Annotated in this window: 9 protein-coding genes; 7 read left to right on the forward strand and 2 right to left on the reverse strand. The window is 42.3% G+C overall.

The genetic code is table 11. The features are described 5' to 3' along the window. The first annotated feature begins 36 nt into the window (after positions 1-36). Both truA and BM375_RS06630 read left to right on the forward strand, forming a co-directional pair. Positions 37-795 carry a tRNA pseudouridine(38-40) synthase TruA gene (truA, locus tag BM375_RS06625; RefSeq protein ID WP_093364651.1) on the forward strand — a complete coding sequence of 253 codons (759 nt, stop codon included), beginning with the start codon at positions 37-39 and terminating at the stop codon, positions 793-795. A 50-nt stretch (positions 796-845) separates the two neighbouring features. Continuing rightward, entirely contained in the window at positions 846-2558 is a 1713-nt protein-coding gene (locus tag BM375_RS06630; protein WP_170852618.1) for an ABC transporter ATP-binding protein, read from the forward strand. A 72-nt stretch (positions 2559-2630) separates the two neighbouring features. Here the strand turns inward: BM375_RS06630 and BM375_RS06635 are convergent, their stop codons facing one another. Further along, on the reverse strand, positions 2631-4748 hold the full coding sequence (locus BM375_RS06635; protein WP_093364654.1) for a M3 family metallopeptidase: 2118 nt from the start codon (positions 4746-4748) through the stop codon (positions 2631-2633). A 268-nt stretch (positions 4749-5016) separates the two neighbouring features. Between BM375_RS06635 and BM375_RS06640 the strand changes: the two genes are divergently transcribed. Then, positions 5017-5733, forward strand: coding sequence for a hypothetical protein (locus BM375_RS06640; RefSeq protein WP_093364655.1), 717 nt, complete (start codon positions 5017-5019; stop codon positions 5731-5733). Between the two features lie 57 nt (positions 5734-5790). Continuing rightward, on the forward strand, positions 5791-7896 hold the full coding sequence (gene recG / locus BM375_RS06645; RefSeq protein WP_093364656.1) for an ATP-dependent DNA helicase RecG: 2106 nt from the start codon (positions 5791-5793) through the stop codon (positions 7894-7896). Positions 7897-7900: 4 nt separating this feature from the next. Here recG and BM375_RS06650 read toward each other — a convergent pair whose 3' ends face one another. Next, on the reverse strand, positions 7901-8125 hold the full coding sequence (locus tag BM375_RS06650; protein ID WP_093364657.1) for a helix-turn-helix domain-containing protein: 225 nt from the start codon (positions 8123-8125) through the stop codon (positions 7901-7903). 132 nt (positions 8126-8257) lie between these two features. Between BM375_RS06650 and BM375_RS06655 the strand changes: the two genes are divergently transcribed. The 3 genes from BM375_RS06655 to hflX all read left to right on the forward strand — a co-directional run bounded on the left by BM375_RS06655 (position 8258) and on the right by hflX (position 15569). Beyond that, positions 8258-10048 (forward strand): hypothetical protein, encoded by a 1791-nt coding sequence (locus tag BM375_RS06655; RefSeq protein ID WP_093364658.1) that lies wholly within the window; start codon positions 8258-8260, stop codon positions 10046-10048. A gap of 166 nt (positions 10049-10214) precedes the next feature. After that, positions 10215-13712 carry a DEAD/DEAH box helicase gene (locus tag BM375_RS06660; protein ID WP_093364659.1) on the forward strand — a complete coding sequence of 1166 codons (3498 nt, stop codon included), beginning with the start codon at positions 10215-10217 and terminating at the stop codon, positions 13710-13712. 666 nt (positions 13713-14378) lie between these two features. Further along, on the forward strand, positions 14379-15569 hold the full coding sequence (gene hflX / locus BM375_RS06665; RefSeq protein ID WP_093364660.1) for a GTPase HflX: 1191 nt from the start codon (positions 14379-14381) through the stop codon (positions 15567-15569). Positions 15570-15614 lie beyond the last annotated feature (45 nt).

Genomic DNA, 15614 nt, shown 5'->3' on the forward strand with positions numbered 1-15614 from the left:
GACATGACAGGTTAATAAATTCCTTACCTTTGCAAAGTGGAAGAAAAAAAGCAACGGTATTTTCTGGAAATATCCTATGACGGAACGGCATATCATGGCTGGCAAATACAGCATAATGCTATTTCCGTACAGCAAAAGCTCCATGAAGCACTAAGCAAGATATTGCGACAAAACATTGAAACAACAGGAGCAGGAAGAACAGATACAGGAGTTCATGCCCGGCAGCTGTTCGTTCATTTTGACGTAGACATCATTCAGGACGAGAAGAGGTTTTTGCATTCACTCAACGCACTGCTTCCCTCAGACATCAGCGCCAATAGGTTATTGGCTGTTTCCGCTGATGCACACGCCCGCTTTGATGCAACAGCTCGTTCTTACGAATACCACATCCACTTTGGAAAGAACCCTTTTTTTGCCAACCGTTCCTGGCAACTGCGGGACATTCCTGATGTAGACAAAATGAACCAGGCAGCACATTACCTTTTGGGAACACAGGATTTTGGCTGCTTTTCCAAAGCACATACACAGGTCTTTACCAATATTTGCACCATCAGACATGCTGAGTGGGTTTGGGAAGATGGAAGACTGGTCTTTCATATTACTGCCGATAGGTTTCTCCGCAATATGGTACGCGCCATCGTTGGCACCTTATTGGAGATCGGCATGAGAGACTCTGCTCCCGAAAGTATCCTGAACATCATCCAAAGCAAAGACAGAGCCCAAGCCGGCACATCGGTCCCGGCACATGGCTTATATTTAACAAAAGTTGTATATCCTTACATTGAATCGAATTGAGCGCACAAAACATCACCGGTAAAACATACGACAGCAGGCTGCTAAGCCGAATGTCACGCTATATGCGCCCATACAAAGGCATATTTTGGGCTTCCGTAATTCTGACTATTCTACTGGCTGCTGTAGCACCGGCACTTCCGATGCTGATTGAATATACCTTGGATAAATATATTCTGCATGCAGATGCTTCGGGCCTGAACTGGATGCTACTCGCTATGATAGGGCTTCTTATCCTGCAAACCATAATTCGTTACTACCATACTTTAACGACCAATATCCTCGGTCAAGACGTCATCCGCGATATTCGTATAGAGGTATTCAACCATATCAGCAACCTGCGGTTAAAATATTTTGATAACACCCCTATAGGTAAACTTATCACACGAACCATTTCCGACTTGGAAACCATCGCCAATATCTTTTCGCAAGGACTTATTCAGATTATCGGCGACTTATTACAGCTTCTTGTCATCTTTGGCGTGATGCTTTATACCGACTGGAAATTGACATTGATTGTACTGGTTCCAATGCCAATTATGATCTGGGCAACCTATATTTTCAAAGAGGCCATGAAGTCTGCCTTTATCGATGTACGAACGGCGGTGTCCAACCTGAATACTTTCCTGCAGGAGCATATCAGTGGAATGGCGATTATCCAGTATTTCTCACGAGAGAAACAGGAGATGCGAAAGTTTGACGAAATCAACGCCAAGCACCGCGATGCCCATATCCGTGCAAATTGGTACTTCTCTATATTCTTCCCAGTTCTGGAGATTATCTTAGCCATATCTACTGGCTTATTGGTGTGGTATGGTTCAAAACAGATTCTAGACAACACCATCTCTCCCGGGGTTGTCGTAGCCTTCTTGATGTATATCAATATGATATTCCGCCCTATCCGTGAGCTTATTGACCGGTTCAATACTTTGCAAATGGGCATGGTATCCGCAGAACGTATCTTTGAAGTATTGGATACAGATGAATTTACGCCCAATAACGGCACAAAACAACCAGCGAATATCCAGGGCGAAATTGAATTTCAGCACGTATGGTTTGCTTACAATGATGAGAAGTGGGTATTAAAAGATGTGAGTTTTCATGTGAACCCTGGAGAAACCTTAGCTCTAGTCGGCGCCACAGGTGCCGGAAAATCATCGACCATCAATATCCTTAACCGGTTCTATGAAATCCAACAAGGAAGTATAAAATTAGATGGAACAGATATACGCGATTACGACCTCAATTATTTAAGACGTCATATTTCCACTGTTCTACAGGATGTATTCCTATTCTCAGATAGCATTTTGAATAATATTACGTTGAATAACCCAAACATCAAGTTCGATGATGTCGTAGAGGCTGCAAAAAAAGTCGGTGCATACGATTTTATCATGCGTCTGCCCGGAGGCTTTAATTATCAAGTCCAGGAACGCGGAGCCACCCTGTCATCGGGGCAAGCACAATTGATTTCCTTTATTCGCGCATTAGTCCATAATCCGACTATCCTTATTTTAGATGAGGCAACGTCTTCCGTGGATACCGAAACAGAAATCATGATACAGCAGGCCATAGACAATATTATGTCGGGCAGAACTGCCATCGTCATTGCACACCGTTTGTCAACAATTCAAAAAGCCGATAAAATCATCGTCTTCGATAAAGGAGAGATTAAAGAAATCGGCACACATACCGAACTCCTCAACATTGAGGAAGGTTATTATAAGAAATTATATGACCTACAGTTTAATTCTTTAGGTATCTAAAAAACGAAAGACTTCCGAAGTTTCATAAACTTCGGAAGTCTTGCTTTAAAAACGCGTCATTGCGATTTCTAATTAGTTCAATCCTCTCTTCTTCATCAAGTGAACAGGGTTTGGATCAGCTCCGCGGAACTGTCTGTACATTTCCGCCGGATTACCTGTACCGCCTCTTTCCAAGATATTCTTACGGAATGAGGTTGCTGTACCTTGGTCATATAGGGATTTTTCCTTGAATGCTGCAAACGCATCAGAATCCAACACCTCAGCCCAGATATAGCTGTAATATCCTGCAGAATAACCTCCAGAGAAGATGTGCTGGAAGTATGTACTTCTATAGCGTGGGATAATCGCATCGATTAAACCGATTTTCTTCATACCCGCTGCTTCAAAAGCATTTACATCGCCCGCAATCGGCGTGGTCGTCGCATGATAATCCAAATCCAACAAAGACGCCGCCACATACTCCACTGTAATAAAGCCTTGGTCAAAAGTACCTGCCTTTTCCATCTTCTCGATTAAAGCATCTGGAATAGCTTCACCAGTTTGGTAATGCTTCGCGTATGTTTTCAATACCTCAGGATCAGCAGCCCAGTTTTCCATGATTTGCGAAGGTAATTCCACAAAGTCACGGGAAACAGCTGTCCCTGCCAAACTTCTGTATTTTACATTGGACAACAAACCATGCAAGGCATGTCCAAACTCGTGGAATAAGGTAGTCGCTTCATCAAAAGTCAATAAAGCTGGCTGATCGCCCACTGGTTTGGTGAAGTTACAAACAATGGAGATCACCGGCGCTACACGCTGTCCATCTTTTCTGCTTTGCGAGCGGTATGAAGTCATCCAAGCACCACCTCTTTTTGATTCTCTCGGAAAGAAATCTGCATATAACAAGCCAAGATGCGATCCATCTTTATCTTTCACTTCATAAACCTCAACTTCTTCATGATACGTAGGAACATTGTTCAAGGCGATAAAGTTCAAACCAAAAAGCTTTTTAGCCGTCTCGAATGCGCCTTCACGCACTGCAGCTAGGCTGAAATATGGTTTGATTTCTTCCTCGTTCAAGGCGTATTTTTCTTTACGGATTTTCTCTTGATAATAACGCCAATCATAAGGTGCTACTTGAAAATCACCACCTTCTTTTTCAATCTCTTTCTGAATATCTGCAGCCTCAGTTTTTGCCTTTGCTAAAGCAGGTGTCCAAATTTTGTTCAGCAGGGCATAAGCATTTGTCGGGTTTTCAGCCATGGCTTCTTCCAACACATAAGCAGCATGCGATGGATAACCTAGCAATTTTGCCTTCTCTAACCGAAGATTGGCAATCTTTAGCAATGTTTCTTTGTTATCGTTGTCATTGCCATTATTACCACGCAATTGATAGGCGTCCCATATTTGTTTACGCAATTCGCGGTTGTCAGCATATTGCAAGAAAGGCATAACAGAAGGATTCTTAAGCGTGAATACCCATTTTCCATCTTTACCTTTAGCCTTGGCATCATCAGCGGCCGCAGCTTTCAATCCTTCAGGCAAACCTGCAAGGTCTTCTTCTTTTTCAACAACCAGCTCATAAGCATTAGTTTCCGCCAACAGATTCTGCCCGAAGGCTGTTGTTAGAACAGAAAGTTCAGAATTTATTTTTTTAAGCTTCTCTTTGTCTTCAGCAGAAAGGTTTGCTCCAGAACGTACAAAGCCTTTATAAGTCTCCTCCAACAATTTGGCATCCTCCGCATCCAAGGTTAAAGAAGCACGGTTATCATATACGGATTTTACACGTGCAAATAGCTTTTCGTTTAGAGAAATCTCATCACGGTGCGCAGAGAACACAGGAGCCAAGTCCTTATCAATAGCTTGGATAGAATCGTTCGTGTTGGCCGAATTTAAGTTTCCGAAGACACGTGAAACATTGCCCAAGAGGCTCCCTGCATTTTCCAATGCAACGATCGTATTGTCAAATGTAGGTTCTGCACTGTTATTGACAATAGAATCAATCTCTTGATTGTGCTGTTTTAAAGCTTCCTCGAATGCTGGTCTGAAATGCTCGTTTTTAATTTTATCAAACGGTGGCACTTCAAAAGGGGTATCATAAGCTGCGAGCAACGGATTGTCTGAAGTTTGGGTCTTATTCTGTCCGTCACAGCCAACCACAACAGCCGCCACAACTAAGCATAGGGGTAAGAATTTTGTTTTATTCATTACTGTCTATAATTTTTTTAAAGGAACAAACCTACATAAAATGCTCCGCATTAACGAAATGAATTGCAATGAATTCATGTACTCCATTGCGAAAACCAGGAGAAATACATACAACCAGTGTAGCACATTCCCCTTTCTCTTCGTTTAAAGGAACAGCTGATAACAGATAAAAAGTGATGGTGGTTATGGTCGTGAAGATAGTGATGGATGATATTGCTTCTCACACCTCCAGAACTTCGTTCACTTTATAACTTTAAAATTATAAACCATGACACACAAAGCATTCTTTGTCGCTTGTTTTTTCGCCCTATTTTTGGGTAGTCTGATTTTTACGTCTTGCGACAAATCGGATTCCTACGCTGTTCTGTCCGAGCGGGCACATCAGAAATTCCTGGAAATAAAAGCTTTGTCTGAACAAAATTCCTGTGCAGACATGGATAAGCTTTCCATCAAAAAAGTTCCTTATAGTTGCGGGCATTATTTTGCTATCCACGAAAACCAGATTAGCACTTTTGAGAAACTTACAAAAGAATATCTGGCACTACAAGCAGAAGCAGACAATGCAAAGGACAGACCTATAATCTACTATTATTCACCTTGCGTACCTTATCCTCCTCTGGAAATCATCTGCGAAAACGGAAAAGCCAAGCTTCTTTATCCTTACGAAATACAAGATATTGAAAAGTTAAGTACGGCTATTGAGAAAAGCTGGGAGAGTTTAAAACATTTTTACGATGCTGTTCCCTGTACGAATGCCTCAGATTGGCGTACACAGGCCATTCTCACTGGCTGTTGCTATGAAGCCTTGGCTGTACACAAAACAATCCGTACGGATGAATTTATCGAGAAAACATATCTTCACACCAATTTAGTAGGGATGAAAAGAATGCTTGAAAAGACGGAGTGTTCGACCGTATATTGCAACAACTCCTTCAAAGAAGTAAAATGTGTAGACGGCAGACCTACTGTAGAACGCCAGGAATAAAATCAGTTTTAGACGAAGGGCTAATTTATATTTTGTAAATTAGCCCTTCGTTGTAACATGGCTGAATTATCTGTAATAACTCCCATAGAATACCTAAAAGGTGTAGGCCCACAGAAAGCGGATGTGCTCAAAAAGGAGTTACAGCTGTTTACTATTGGGGATCTGTTGCAATACTACCCTTTCCGATATATTGATCGAACACAATTTCATAAAATACGGCAGCTACATCCCGAGATGATGGGCGCCCAAGTATTGGGTAGGTTGATTTCGTTACAGGAAGTCGGTGAAAAACGTTCGCGCAGGCTAGTTGGTCAATTCCGAGACGACACGGGAAGCATAGAGCTGGTGTGGTTTCAAAGTATTACGTGGCTCAAAAAAAGTCTGAACGTGGGTGCTGCGTATATCATATATGGGAAGCCAACGGAGTTTAATGGACAGATTTCCCTTACACATCCTGAGATGGAATTGTACAATACACAGGAAAAGAAAATCGGCAACATGACTATGCAGCCTGTTTATTCTTCGACTGAAAAACTAAAGAAGTTCAATCTGGACACCAAAGGCATTCAACGGTTACAACAGACTGCTCTGGAAACGGTATACCGCAGTCTACATGAATCCTTACCGGACTATATCATACATGAACATCAATTGATGCCCTATGCGCAGGCGATGCTTGCAATCCACTTTCCACAGAACACACAGGATCTCAATGCAGCTATCCGAAGATTAAAATTTGAGGAGCTATTTTTTATACAACTTCGCTTGTTACGGAACAAACAGTTGAATATCCAAAAATATAGGGGACATCGCTTCGATAAAGTCGGTGATAAATTCAACACCTTTTTTAACGAACGGCTGCCTTTTCCATTGACCAACGCACAAAAGCGCGTTGTCAAGGAAATACGTATTGACACCAATACCGGAGCCCAAATGAACAGATTGGTGCAAGGAGATGTCGGCTCTGGTAAAACAGTTGTTGCATTGATGTCGATGCTCCTCGCTATCGACAATGGCTATCAAGCCTGTATGATGGCACCCACAGAAATTCTCGCCCAACAACATTATGCAGGCATCACAGCATTACTGGGCGAAGAGATATGCACGGTAAAACTCCTTACAGGATCTACTCCTGCCAAGGAACGCCGTATCATCCACCAACAATTGGAAGAAGGCACACTCGATATCCTTATCGGCACCCATGCGCTGATTGAAGACAAAGTCAAATTCAAGAATATCGGTTTTGTCGTTATCGACGAACAGCATCGATTCGGCGTGGAACAGCGTGCGAAACTATGGCGTAAGAATATTATACCTCCACATATGCTGGTCATGACCGCAACGCCAATCCCACGGACATTGGCGATGACCATGTATGGCGATTTGGACATTTCTGTTATCGATGAGCTTCCTGCCGGACGTAAACCTATTAAAACCGTCCATTTCTTCGAAAATCAACGTCTACGTGTCTTTGGTTTTATGCGGGAGGAAATCTCTAAGGGTCGACAGATCTATGTGGTCTACCCGCTCATCAAGGAAAGCGAGAAGATGGATCTGCTGTATCTCGAGGCTGGATTGGAGAATCTACAACGGGAGTTTCCTTTACCACACTATAAAATCAGTATCGTCCATGGCAAGATGCCGGTGAAGGATAAAGATTTTGAGATGCAACGTTTCGTAAAGGGAGAAACACAGATTATGGTCGCCACGACAGTGATCGAAGTCGGCGTGAACGTGCCAAATGCATCGGTTATGATTATCGAGAACTCCGAGCGTTTCGGTCTTTCCCAACTGCACCAACTACGCGGCCGTGTAGGCCGAGGAGCAGAGCAGTCTTTCTGTATCTTGATGTCAGGCAATAAACTAAGCAAAGAAGGCAAGACACGTTTGGAAACCATGGTTCGAACATCCGACGGATTTGAAATTGCCGAAGTTGACCTTCAACTTCGTGGCCCTGGAGACATTTCCGGCACGCAGCAATCGGGCGTATTGGAAATGAAAATCGCCAATCTTGCTGCCGACCAAGCTATATTGACCGAAGCGCGAAACCGCGTTATAGACATATTCAAGACAGACCCGCAGCTTCTTCTGGAGAAAAATAAAATGCTGGGACAATACCTGTCACAAAGAAGCCCAGGAATCTCCTGGGATAAGATTTCTTGATATATTATTCTTCCTCGCTTATCAACTGTAGGTGACCATATAGTTTATTAAGCAGCTCACATGGGTTCGCATCAATCGCTTTTGCAATAAGATATAATTCTTCTGCCCTCAAATGCGATGACGCATTCAATGTGAGTTCGTTTATACGGGCTTTACTGAGCCCTGTTCGCCTAGCTACCATAGACTTATTTACCGATCGCTTTGCTAAAAATTCACCTAACGCTGTCATATTTTCTATCCAATAGTTTGCTTAAAACTACTGAACGTATAGAAAAAATGTACAAATAATTTTTTTATTGAAAGTTAATCAATACATTTGTATAGAAAAACCATACAATTAATAATTTTTATAAATCGAATTATGGTAATAGATAAACAACTTTTAGTAGCACGGCTGGTTCAACGAATGGACTTGGATCGCATTTTTCTCTTTTCGTACTCTTTTTTAGGAAACTATCATCAGCACTTGATTTTGGTAATGAAACCAGAAGATGGTATTTCCCCGAAGGTGATGAAACCTGTTATCGAGCTTTGCCTCATTGATATGGATAATTTATCTTTTGAACTGATCCCGTTTGGGGAATGGCGTAACAAAGTTCGCCATGGGGGATTGTATTATGCATACGCTTCAATACCTAAACATGAAATATATCGATCGCCCCGAAAGATGACAAAATCGCTTACCGCTAATGAGATTGGTGGTGTTATCGAATTGGCCAATCAATGGCAAATGAAGATCAAAAAAGAAGGGGAGGAATTTCGAGAGGGGGCATTGAAGTTTGCTGAACATGGTAATTATCTGAAAGCCGCCTTTATGGTGCACCAGAGTCTAGAGTCTTTTTTGCGTTTGCCTCAGGCTATGATACAGGGAAACACGAATAATCAGCACAACTTGGAGAACAGAATGCGGACGCTAAGCACCCATATACCTGCTTTCAAAACGGTTTTGTTGGGCGAAGCTTTTATGGATATAGAAACATTTCGACTGCTTGACAAGGGCTATCACGCCGTGAAGCAGCATAGGGATTTGGAGATAACCGCTTTCGATGCTTCTTATCTGTACGATAAGTGCTGTGAGATATCCAAAGCCATCGAAATACTGTATCAGTTTTTTCTAGACGCGTTGAAGACAGAACAGCAGATCCGCTTGGAACAGGCCGCACAACAGGCGCAGATAGCAGAAGAAAAGAAGAAGGTAAAATCCATCAATACAGATGGAGGTGGCACCACACATATAAGGAGCGAAGATTTTTCCGGTTTTCCTTGGCCGCAACAATACAAGGATGACGTCCATGCATTGTTAGATAAGATTAAAGGGAATCATAATCCGGAACAGATTACGATGCTGAATTACCATACCGGTGGTTTTTCGGGAAGCAGTCTTTTCCAATCAGAAACAAGTGAAGAATCGGGTGTGAAGGTAGAGCTTTATCTCGTGGTTCTGATGAAGAACACGGGGCCTTTTACCTTTAAGACCATGCAGGTCGGCATGGCCCGTGCGATGGTGGTTTTCCTAGACCTCCCGTATGTAGAAAAAGGCTTGGCTGAAGGGAACAGATTTGTGCATACTATGTGGACAAAAGGACATGTGCTACGTCGGAAATCCACTTTTAAACCTTCTTTTGATTTAGGGGATATCGACTGGAAACAGGAATGGGAACGTGCGGATAAGCTATGGAAAAGCGGTAAAGCTGTCATGGATAATTTAATCAGCACGGTTAGAGGTGCACAACCTCTTTTTGCTGATACAGGAATTTTATTGCTACGTAATATTATAGAGATTGGCATTCACAGCTTTTTACGGGTGGCATCAGGGTACTTGCCGAAAGCCAAGAATCTGGATGAACTGATGGATTGGACACGGGTGGTCGGCGGACAGGTAGTGGACTACTTGTTAGATGAAAGCGGGCTTCGAGGTCAAATGCTGCACCTCATGCTTCATCCCAAAACACTGTGGTGGAATCCAGATTTACTGGATTCTTTGGAAGAAATAACACCCGATTTTTATCGCCTACAGGCAGAGAAATTGGCTGATCGGTTTGATCGGCTCTGCTTTGATGCTATTGAAAAAATTAAAAAGCAGGCAATCAGCGCAACCGAGCTTGATTCCCTGTTACCTTCGGCAATGGAGGCTGCGCAAGATAATGGTTAAAAAGCTATCCAAATAAAAGTCCGCAGGAGGCCCGTATTCTCACGGTATCTGGCGCGGTGCTCCTGTCGGACTTACATATGGAACTAAACAAACAGAAAGCTACCAGCTGGGCAGGTCCTTCGGAGCCCAAGGTGCCCACGCGGGTACGCTTTTAAAAACCGAAAAAATGGAAAACAAAGAATTGATAACCTCCGAAACGGAGGCAAAAGCTACGGCTTTGCCTAAACGCAAAGCTGACGAACCCTATTTGATCCCATGGGAGGGTGGAGAACCTTTTAAATGTTCCAAGGAGTACGTGCTTCAATTTTATAAAGGACGGAAAAAGGTGAAGAACTCGGTATTCTCCGGAAAATTCAATGATTTTTACTCCTTTGATGAGTACAGTATTTCCGTTAGAGAAAAAGGCGAGGGAAAATACACGCTGTTTCTTTCGTTGACCAAAACACATCTATCGATTCGATGTAGTTGTGCAAAGCAAGCGGAAGCTTTGTGTGAACATGCTGCTGCAGTGCTTTACGACAAGATACCGTCTCACAAATCTTTCTATTTTAAAGGCTTATATAATGAAGATCTGTTAGCACTATCACAAAAGTTTCGTTCGATGCTGAGCATTCATCTGGAAGCAAGTTGGAATACACTGGAATTACAGTTGCAGAATAATTCAACTTTTGGACGTCTCTACAACTTTAGTATAACCGATGGATATGATGAGGACGTATGGTCATATTGCCCCTTGCCTTATCGCAACATGCATTTTCCCGCTTCAAAATTCGAAGACGTAGAATTCTTGGTTATCACAGATGGCTTATACTGTGGTCTTCCTTATGTTTTGCCCTACATGGAAAAAAACAAACAAGGTCGTAATCTGTCAAAAAGTTATCTGTTTTATGAAGGAGAAGAACCGGAGTTATTGTCTCCGCATGACCTATTTAAAGAGCGTATCTGCAAAAACATATTGGAGATCGCCAATAATGACGAGTATCAAATAGACGGCATACCTCTAGACGGGGATTCCAATCGTCATGACCATAGCAAGGCATTAGGGATATTACGAGAATGGCGTACGCTTATCTCGTCACTAAAAGACAATGAAACATTGTGCTTTACCGAACTTTGGGGATATACCTACACCCCCTACCGGGCAAAACTAAAAAATGTATATCGCAAAAAGGATACACCTGTGTCCTTAGGCAATGGAGATGTAAAATTGCAAATCGACGTGGAAGACCATCCTTCTTATCTCCGTCTAACATTCACCCTTTTCTATCAAGAGGAACGTATAGAAACCCCTCAGTTTTTATCTGACAACCATTGTTTCTTCTTATTAGTCGAAGAGAATCACGTCGTTTTTGTGGACGATCTTGATCTGGAGAAAATCATTCGGGAAGCACGGAAGTCGGATTTCATCTTAACCGTCATCGAGCATGATCGAGGGAAGTTCTTGGAAGAAAGTCTTATTCCGCTTTCCCAACGGTATACGATACAAGTCGTGCTTAAAGGGAAAAGAGCAAATACCATCGTACAGGCTAAAAAGCCGAAGCGGATCGTTGACATTGCTATCAAGGACGAGACGCTTACGGTTCGAGCAAGTGTTTTTTATGATCGGTTTGGCGAACACCCTTTGGCTCCACATACCAATATGTTGGTAAGGACGAACGAGGATGGGCAGTATGTGTATGCACAACGCCATACCGGGGTCGAACAGGAATTTTATGATTTCCTACAGCAACAGCACAAAACTTGGCCAGAACAACAGCACGAAAGTATGTTCTCGTTACCCCTGGATAAGATTGACCATACACAATGGCTGTCCCTTTTTTGTGAACGGTGCAAGCAGGAAGGTATCGAATTGCAAATGGATACGATCCAACGGGGATCCTCCTATTATCCGCATCCCCTGCATTGGGAAGTGAGAAACGTGCAATTTCAGGATAATAAATGTAAGATTTTATTTGCACCCAAATTTCGTAATAAAGTCATTCCACTACCCGAGTTCGAAAACATGATTACGAAAACGACTGCGGTATATGACTTAGGAAAAAATCAGTATGGTGTTATCCGTTCTATTGATATTGGTCTATTTCGGCCTATCTTTCTAAGCGCGAAAATTGACGGCGATTATATAATCCTTAATTCGTTGCAAATGCTCTCTTTCCAGAGCATCCTGGAGCAGATTGACAGCAAGATTGTTGACGATAGTATACGCGAGCGCCGGGAGCGACTGACTAGACTGGAAGAGATTCCGCAGTTAGCGGTACCTTCATCTGTTCAGGCAACGCTGCGTCCATATCAGCAGGCGGGGTTCAGTTGGATGGCTTTTCTCAACGAATTCCAATGGGGCGGTTTGTTGGCTGATGATATGGGCTTAGGTAAGACATTACAAGTGATCACCCTGCTGGAACATTTTTATCAAGCTCACCCCAGTGCTCCTGCATCGCTGGTGGTTGTACCCAACTCCCTCCTCTTCAATTGGCAGAATGAATACCACAAGTTCACACCCAACCGAGAGATCATTGTTTACTACGGCATTACCCGTCAAAATAGAACCGATTTTGACAAGGGAGTTATTGTTTTGACGACATACGGCACGCTTTTATCCGACAGTGATTTCTTCGCCGAAAAATCCTTTTCTTATTTAATTATGGATGAATCCCAGAATGTAAAAAACCGTAATTCTAAACGTTTCGAGAGTTTAACCCGGATCCAAGCGAAATACAGGATTGCCATGACGGGCACACCAATAGAAAACGGCATCCAGGACATTTTCTCGCAAATGAGTTTGGTTAATCCCGGTTTTTTCGGAAACTATAGGGCTTTTAATAAGCTGTACAAAGGTGCTACGGATGCAGACACTATGCAAGAAACGCTGAGTAATCTCCAAAAGGTCATACAACCGTTTATCTTACGACGTACAAAAAAGCAGGTAGCTTTGGATTTACCCAACAAAACGGAAACAGTTCTACATATAGAAATGATTCCTGCACAACGTAAGGTATATGAAAAATACCGCAAGTTCTTTCGGAATGAAGTACAGCGTAGTCTAGAAAGTGAAGAACCTGCAAAATCCAAGTTTATAGCTATCGAAGCATTGATCAAACTGAGACAGATCTGTAATTCTCCAAGTTTGCTAAAAGGAGAGACATTCGATAAGAATGCTGTCAAGTTGGATTATATCGATGAGATTCTGGAGGATGTAACGCCGGATCATAAGGTATTGTTATTTTCATCATTTACGGGAATGTTGCAGTTAGTGGCTGAACGTATCGAAGAGCGAGGAATAGAATTCGCTTATCTTGACGGCAAAATGTCACAGGATAAAAGACAAAATGCTGTACAGGCTTTTCAAGAAAGGGAGAGTTGCCGTATTTTTCTGATCAGCCTTAAAGCGGGTGGCACAGGGCTCAACCTTACTGCGGCAGATTATGTGTATATCCTTGATCCGTGGTGGAATCCGGCTGCCGAAGCGCAAGCCATCGACCGTTGCTACCGTATTGGTCAGGATAAACATGTGAATGCCTACAAAATGGTGTGCCGAGATAGTGTAGAAGAAAAGATCTTGGCCTTACAGGAGCATAAGAAGAAATTGGCAGACGGTCTAATTTTGGATGAGGCCAATATCATGAAGTCGCTTAGTAAGGACGAGTTGTTGAAATTGTTTGAATAAAACCGGTAAACAAAATCACAACCCTCCCCTCTTGTATATCTCACTTAATACTAAGGGTAACTTGACAAGAAACTCCCGAATAGCGATATAATAGTGATCCAAAGGGAGTTCCTTCATATTATCTTCGGTATAATCCCGATGTTGAAGAAGATCGCCCAGCACGGCATACCATTCTTTAAGCGATTTGAAATCGTAAAACGCGCGTAAAGAGTTTGTCGGAAAAATACGAGCATCTTCTACTTCAGCGTCAAATACTTCTTGACATTGGTATTGGAATACATAGATTTAGCTTGTCTTTTCTCAAAATAACAAACCGGACTTCAACCATCTGTGCAAGGTAGTTATATAATAAATCCATATTCAAACGTGGCACTTGTGCGCATGGATGGATAAATGGAGCTATTAATCAGACAATTGAAATTACTAAAAGCCTATTTATAGATGAATAAGAAAAAGTTGTAAGTTTTGAAAAGTTAAAAAACACCATCGCTAGATGGCGGAAACTTTACCAATTGGGAATCATCACAAGCTCTATCAGTATGACAAAGTATCTTCCTTGGCTTACCCATATACTCCACAAGCAGACAATCTCCACTACGTTAGCACAAAAACAATTATCTTTGTAAGCTTGTTCTATTTGTACAAGATATAGGAACGGAATAATATATGGGAAAAACAAAAATATACGACACAGCAATTAAGCCCGAAACAGCATTACTTGTCTCTGTAATCACACCGGATATTTCAGAACAGACAGCAAAAGACTATCTGCAAGAACTGGAGTTTCTGGTACAAACTGCAGGCGGACAGGTACAGGGCATCATCACACAGAAATTGGCTAAGCCAGAACATGCTACCTTCGTAGGTAGCGGAAAGCTTGAAGAAATCCGTCAATATGCAGAAGCAGAAGAAATCGATATGATTGTCTTTGACGATGAATTGTCTCCTTCACAACTCCGCAATCTGGAACGAGAGTTGAAGCGCAAGATTTTAGACCGTTCCAACCTTATTCTGGATATTTTCGCCAAACATGCTCAAACTGCACAGGCCAAAACACAGGTAGAGTTAGCACAACTTCAATACCTGTTGCCCAGGCTGACTCGTATGTGGACCCACTTGGAACGTCAGCGAGGCGGTATTGGTATGCGTGGTCCCGGAGAATCCCAAATCGAAACGGATAGACGGATTATCTTAAACAAAATATCGCTCTTAAAAGAACGGCTACAGGTCATCGACAAACAAAACGAAACCCAACGCAAAAATCGTGGGGAATTGATACGTGTCGCATTAGTGGGATATACCAATGTCGGAAAATCCACAATTTTGAACATGATCTCAAAATCAGACGTGTTGATGGAGAACAAATTGTTCGCCACCTTAGACACTACTGTGCGTAAGGTCGTCATTGACAACCTTCCTTTCCTGCTTTCGGACACGGTAGGGTTCATTCGTAAGCTTCCCCACCACTTGGTAGAATCCTTCAAATCTACTTTGGATGAGGTACGCGAAGCTGATGTATTGATTCATGTCGTAGATATTTCACACCCCAATTTCGAGGACCATATCATGGCTGTCAACGAAACATTAAAGGACATCAATGCCTTAGACAAGCCTATCATCACTGTTTTTAACAAGATAGATGCATACAAACCTCCCGTTGAGGTAGATGAAGACGGCGAAGAGATTAAAGTCACCCTGGAAGATTTCAAAAATTCCTGGATGGCAAAAAATTCAGATCCGGCAATATTCCTTTCCGCAACAGAGAAGACAAACGTCGAAGAGTTCAAACAAAAGCTTTACGAAATCATCTCCAAGATGCATACCGCACGGTATCCGTATAATAATTTGTTGTATTAATTAGTGATGGAGGTGATGGGAGTGATGGATGAGGACAATCAAGAT

This window comes from Sphingobacterium wenxiniae (assembly GCF_900116225.1).
Taxonomy (GTDB): Bacteria; Bacteroidota; Bacteroidia; order Sphingobacteriales; family Sphingobacteriaceae; genus Sphingobacterium; species Sphingobacterium wenxiniae.

Coding starts and splice junctions, on each gene's coding strand:
- recG (WP_093364656.1), top strand. CDS start 5,791: ATGGCTGAATTATCTGTAATAACTCCCATAGAATACCTAAAAGGTGTA.
- BM375_RS06655 (WP_093364658.1), top strand. CDS start 8,258: ATGGTAATAGATAAACAACTTTTAGTAGCACGGCTGGTTCAACGAATG.
- BM375_RS06630 (WP_170852618.1), top strand. CDS start 846: ATGTCACGCTATATGCGCCCATACAAAGGCATATTTTGGGCTTCCGTA.
- BM375_RS06660 (WP_093364659.1), top strand. CDS start 10,215: ATGGAAAACAAAGAATTGATAACCTCCGAAACGGAGGCAAAAGCTACG.
- BM375_RS06650 (WP_093364657.1), bottom strand. CDS start 8,125: ATGACAGCGTTAGGTGAATTTTTAGCAAAGCGATCGGTAAATAAGTCT.
- hflX (WP_093364660.1), top strand. CDS start 14,379: ATGGGAAAAACAAAAATATACGACACAGCAATTAAGCCCGAAACAGCA.
- BM375_RS06640 (WP_093364655.1), top strand. CDS start 5,017: ATGACACACAAAGCATTCTTTGTCGCTTGTTTTTTCGCCCTATTTTTG.
- BM375_RS06635 (WP_093364654.1), bottom strand. CDS start 4,748: ATGAATAAAACAAAATTCTTACCCCTATGCTTAGTTGTGGCGGCTGTT.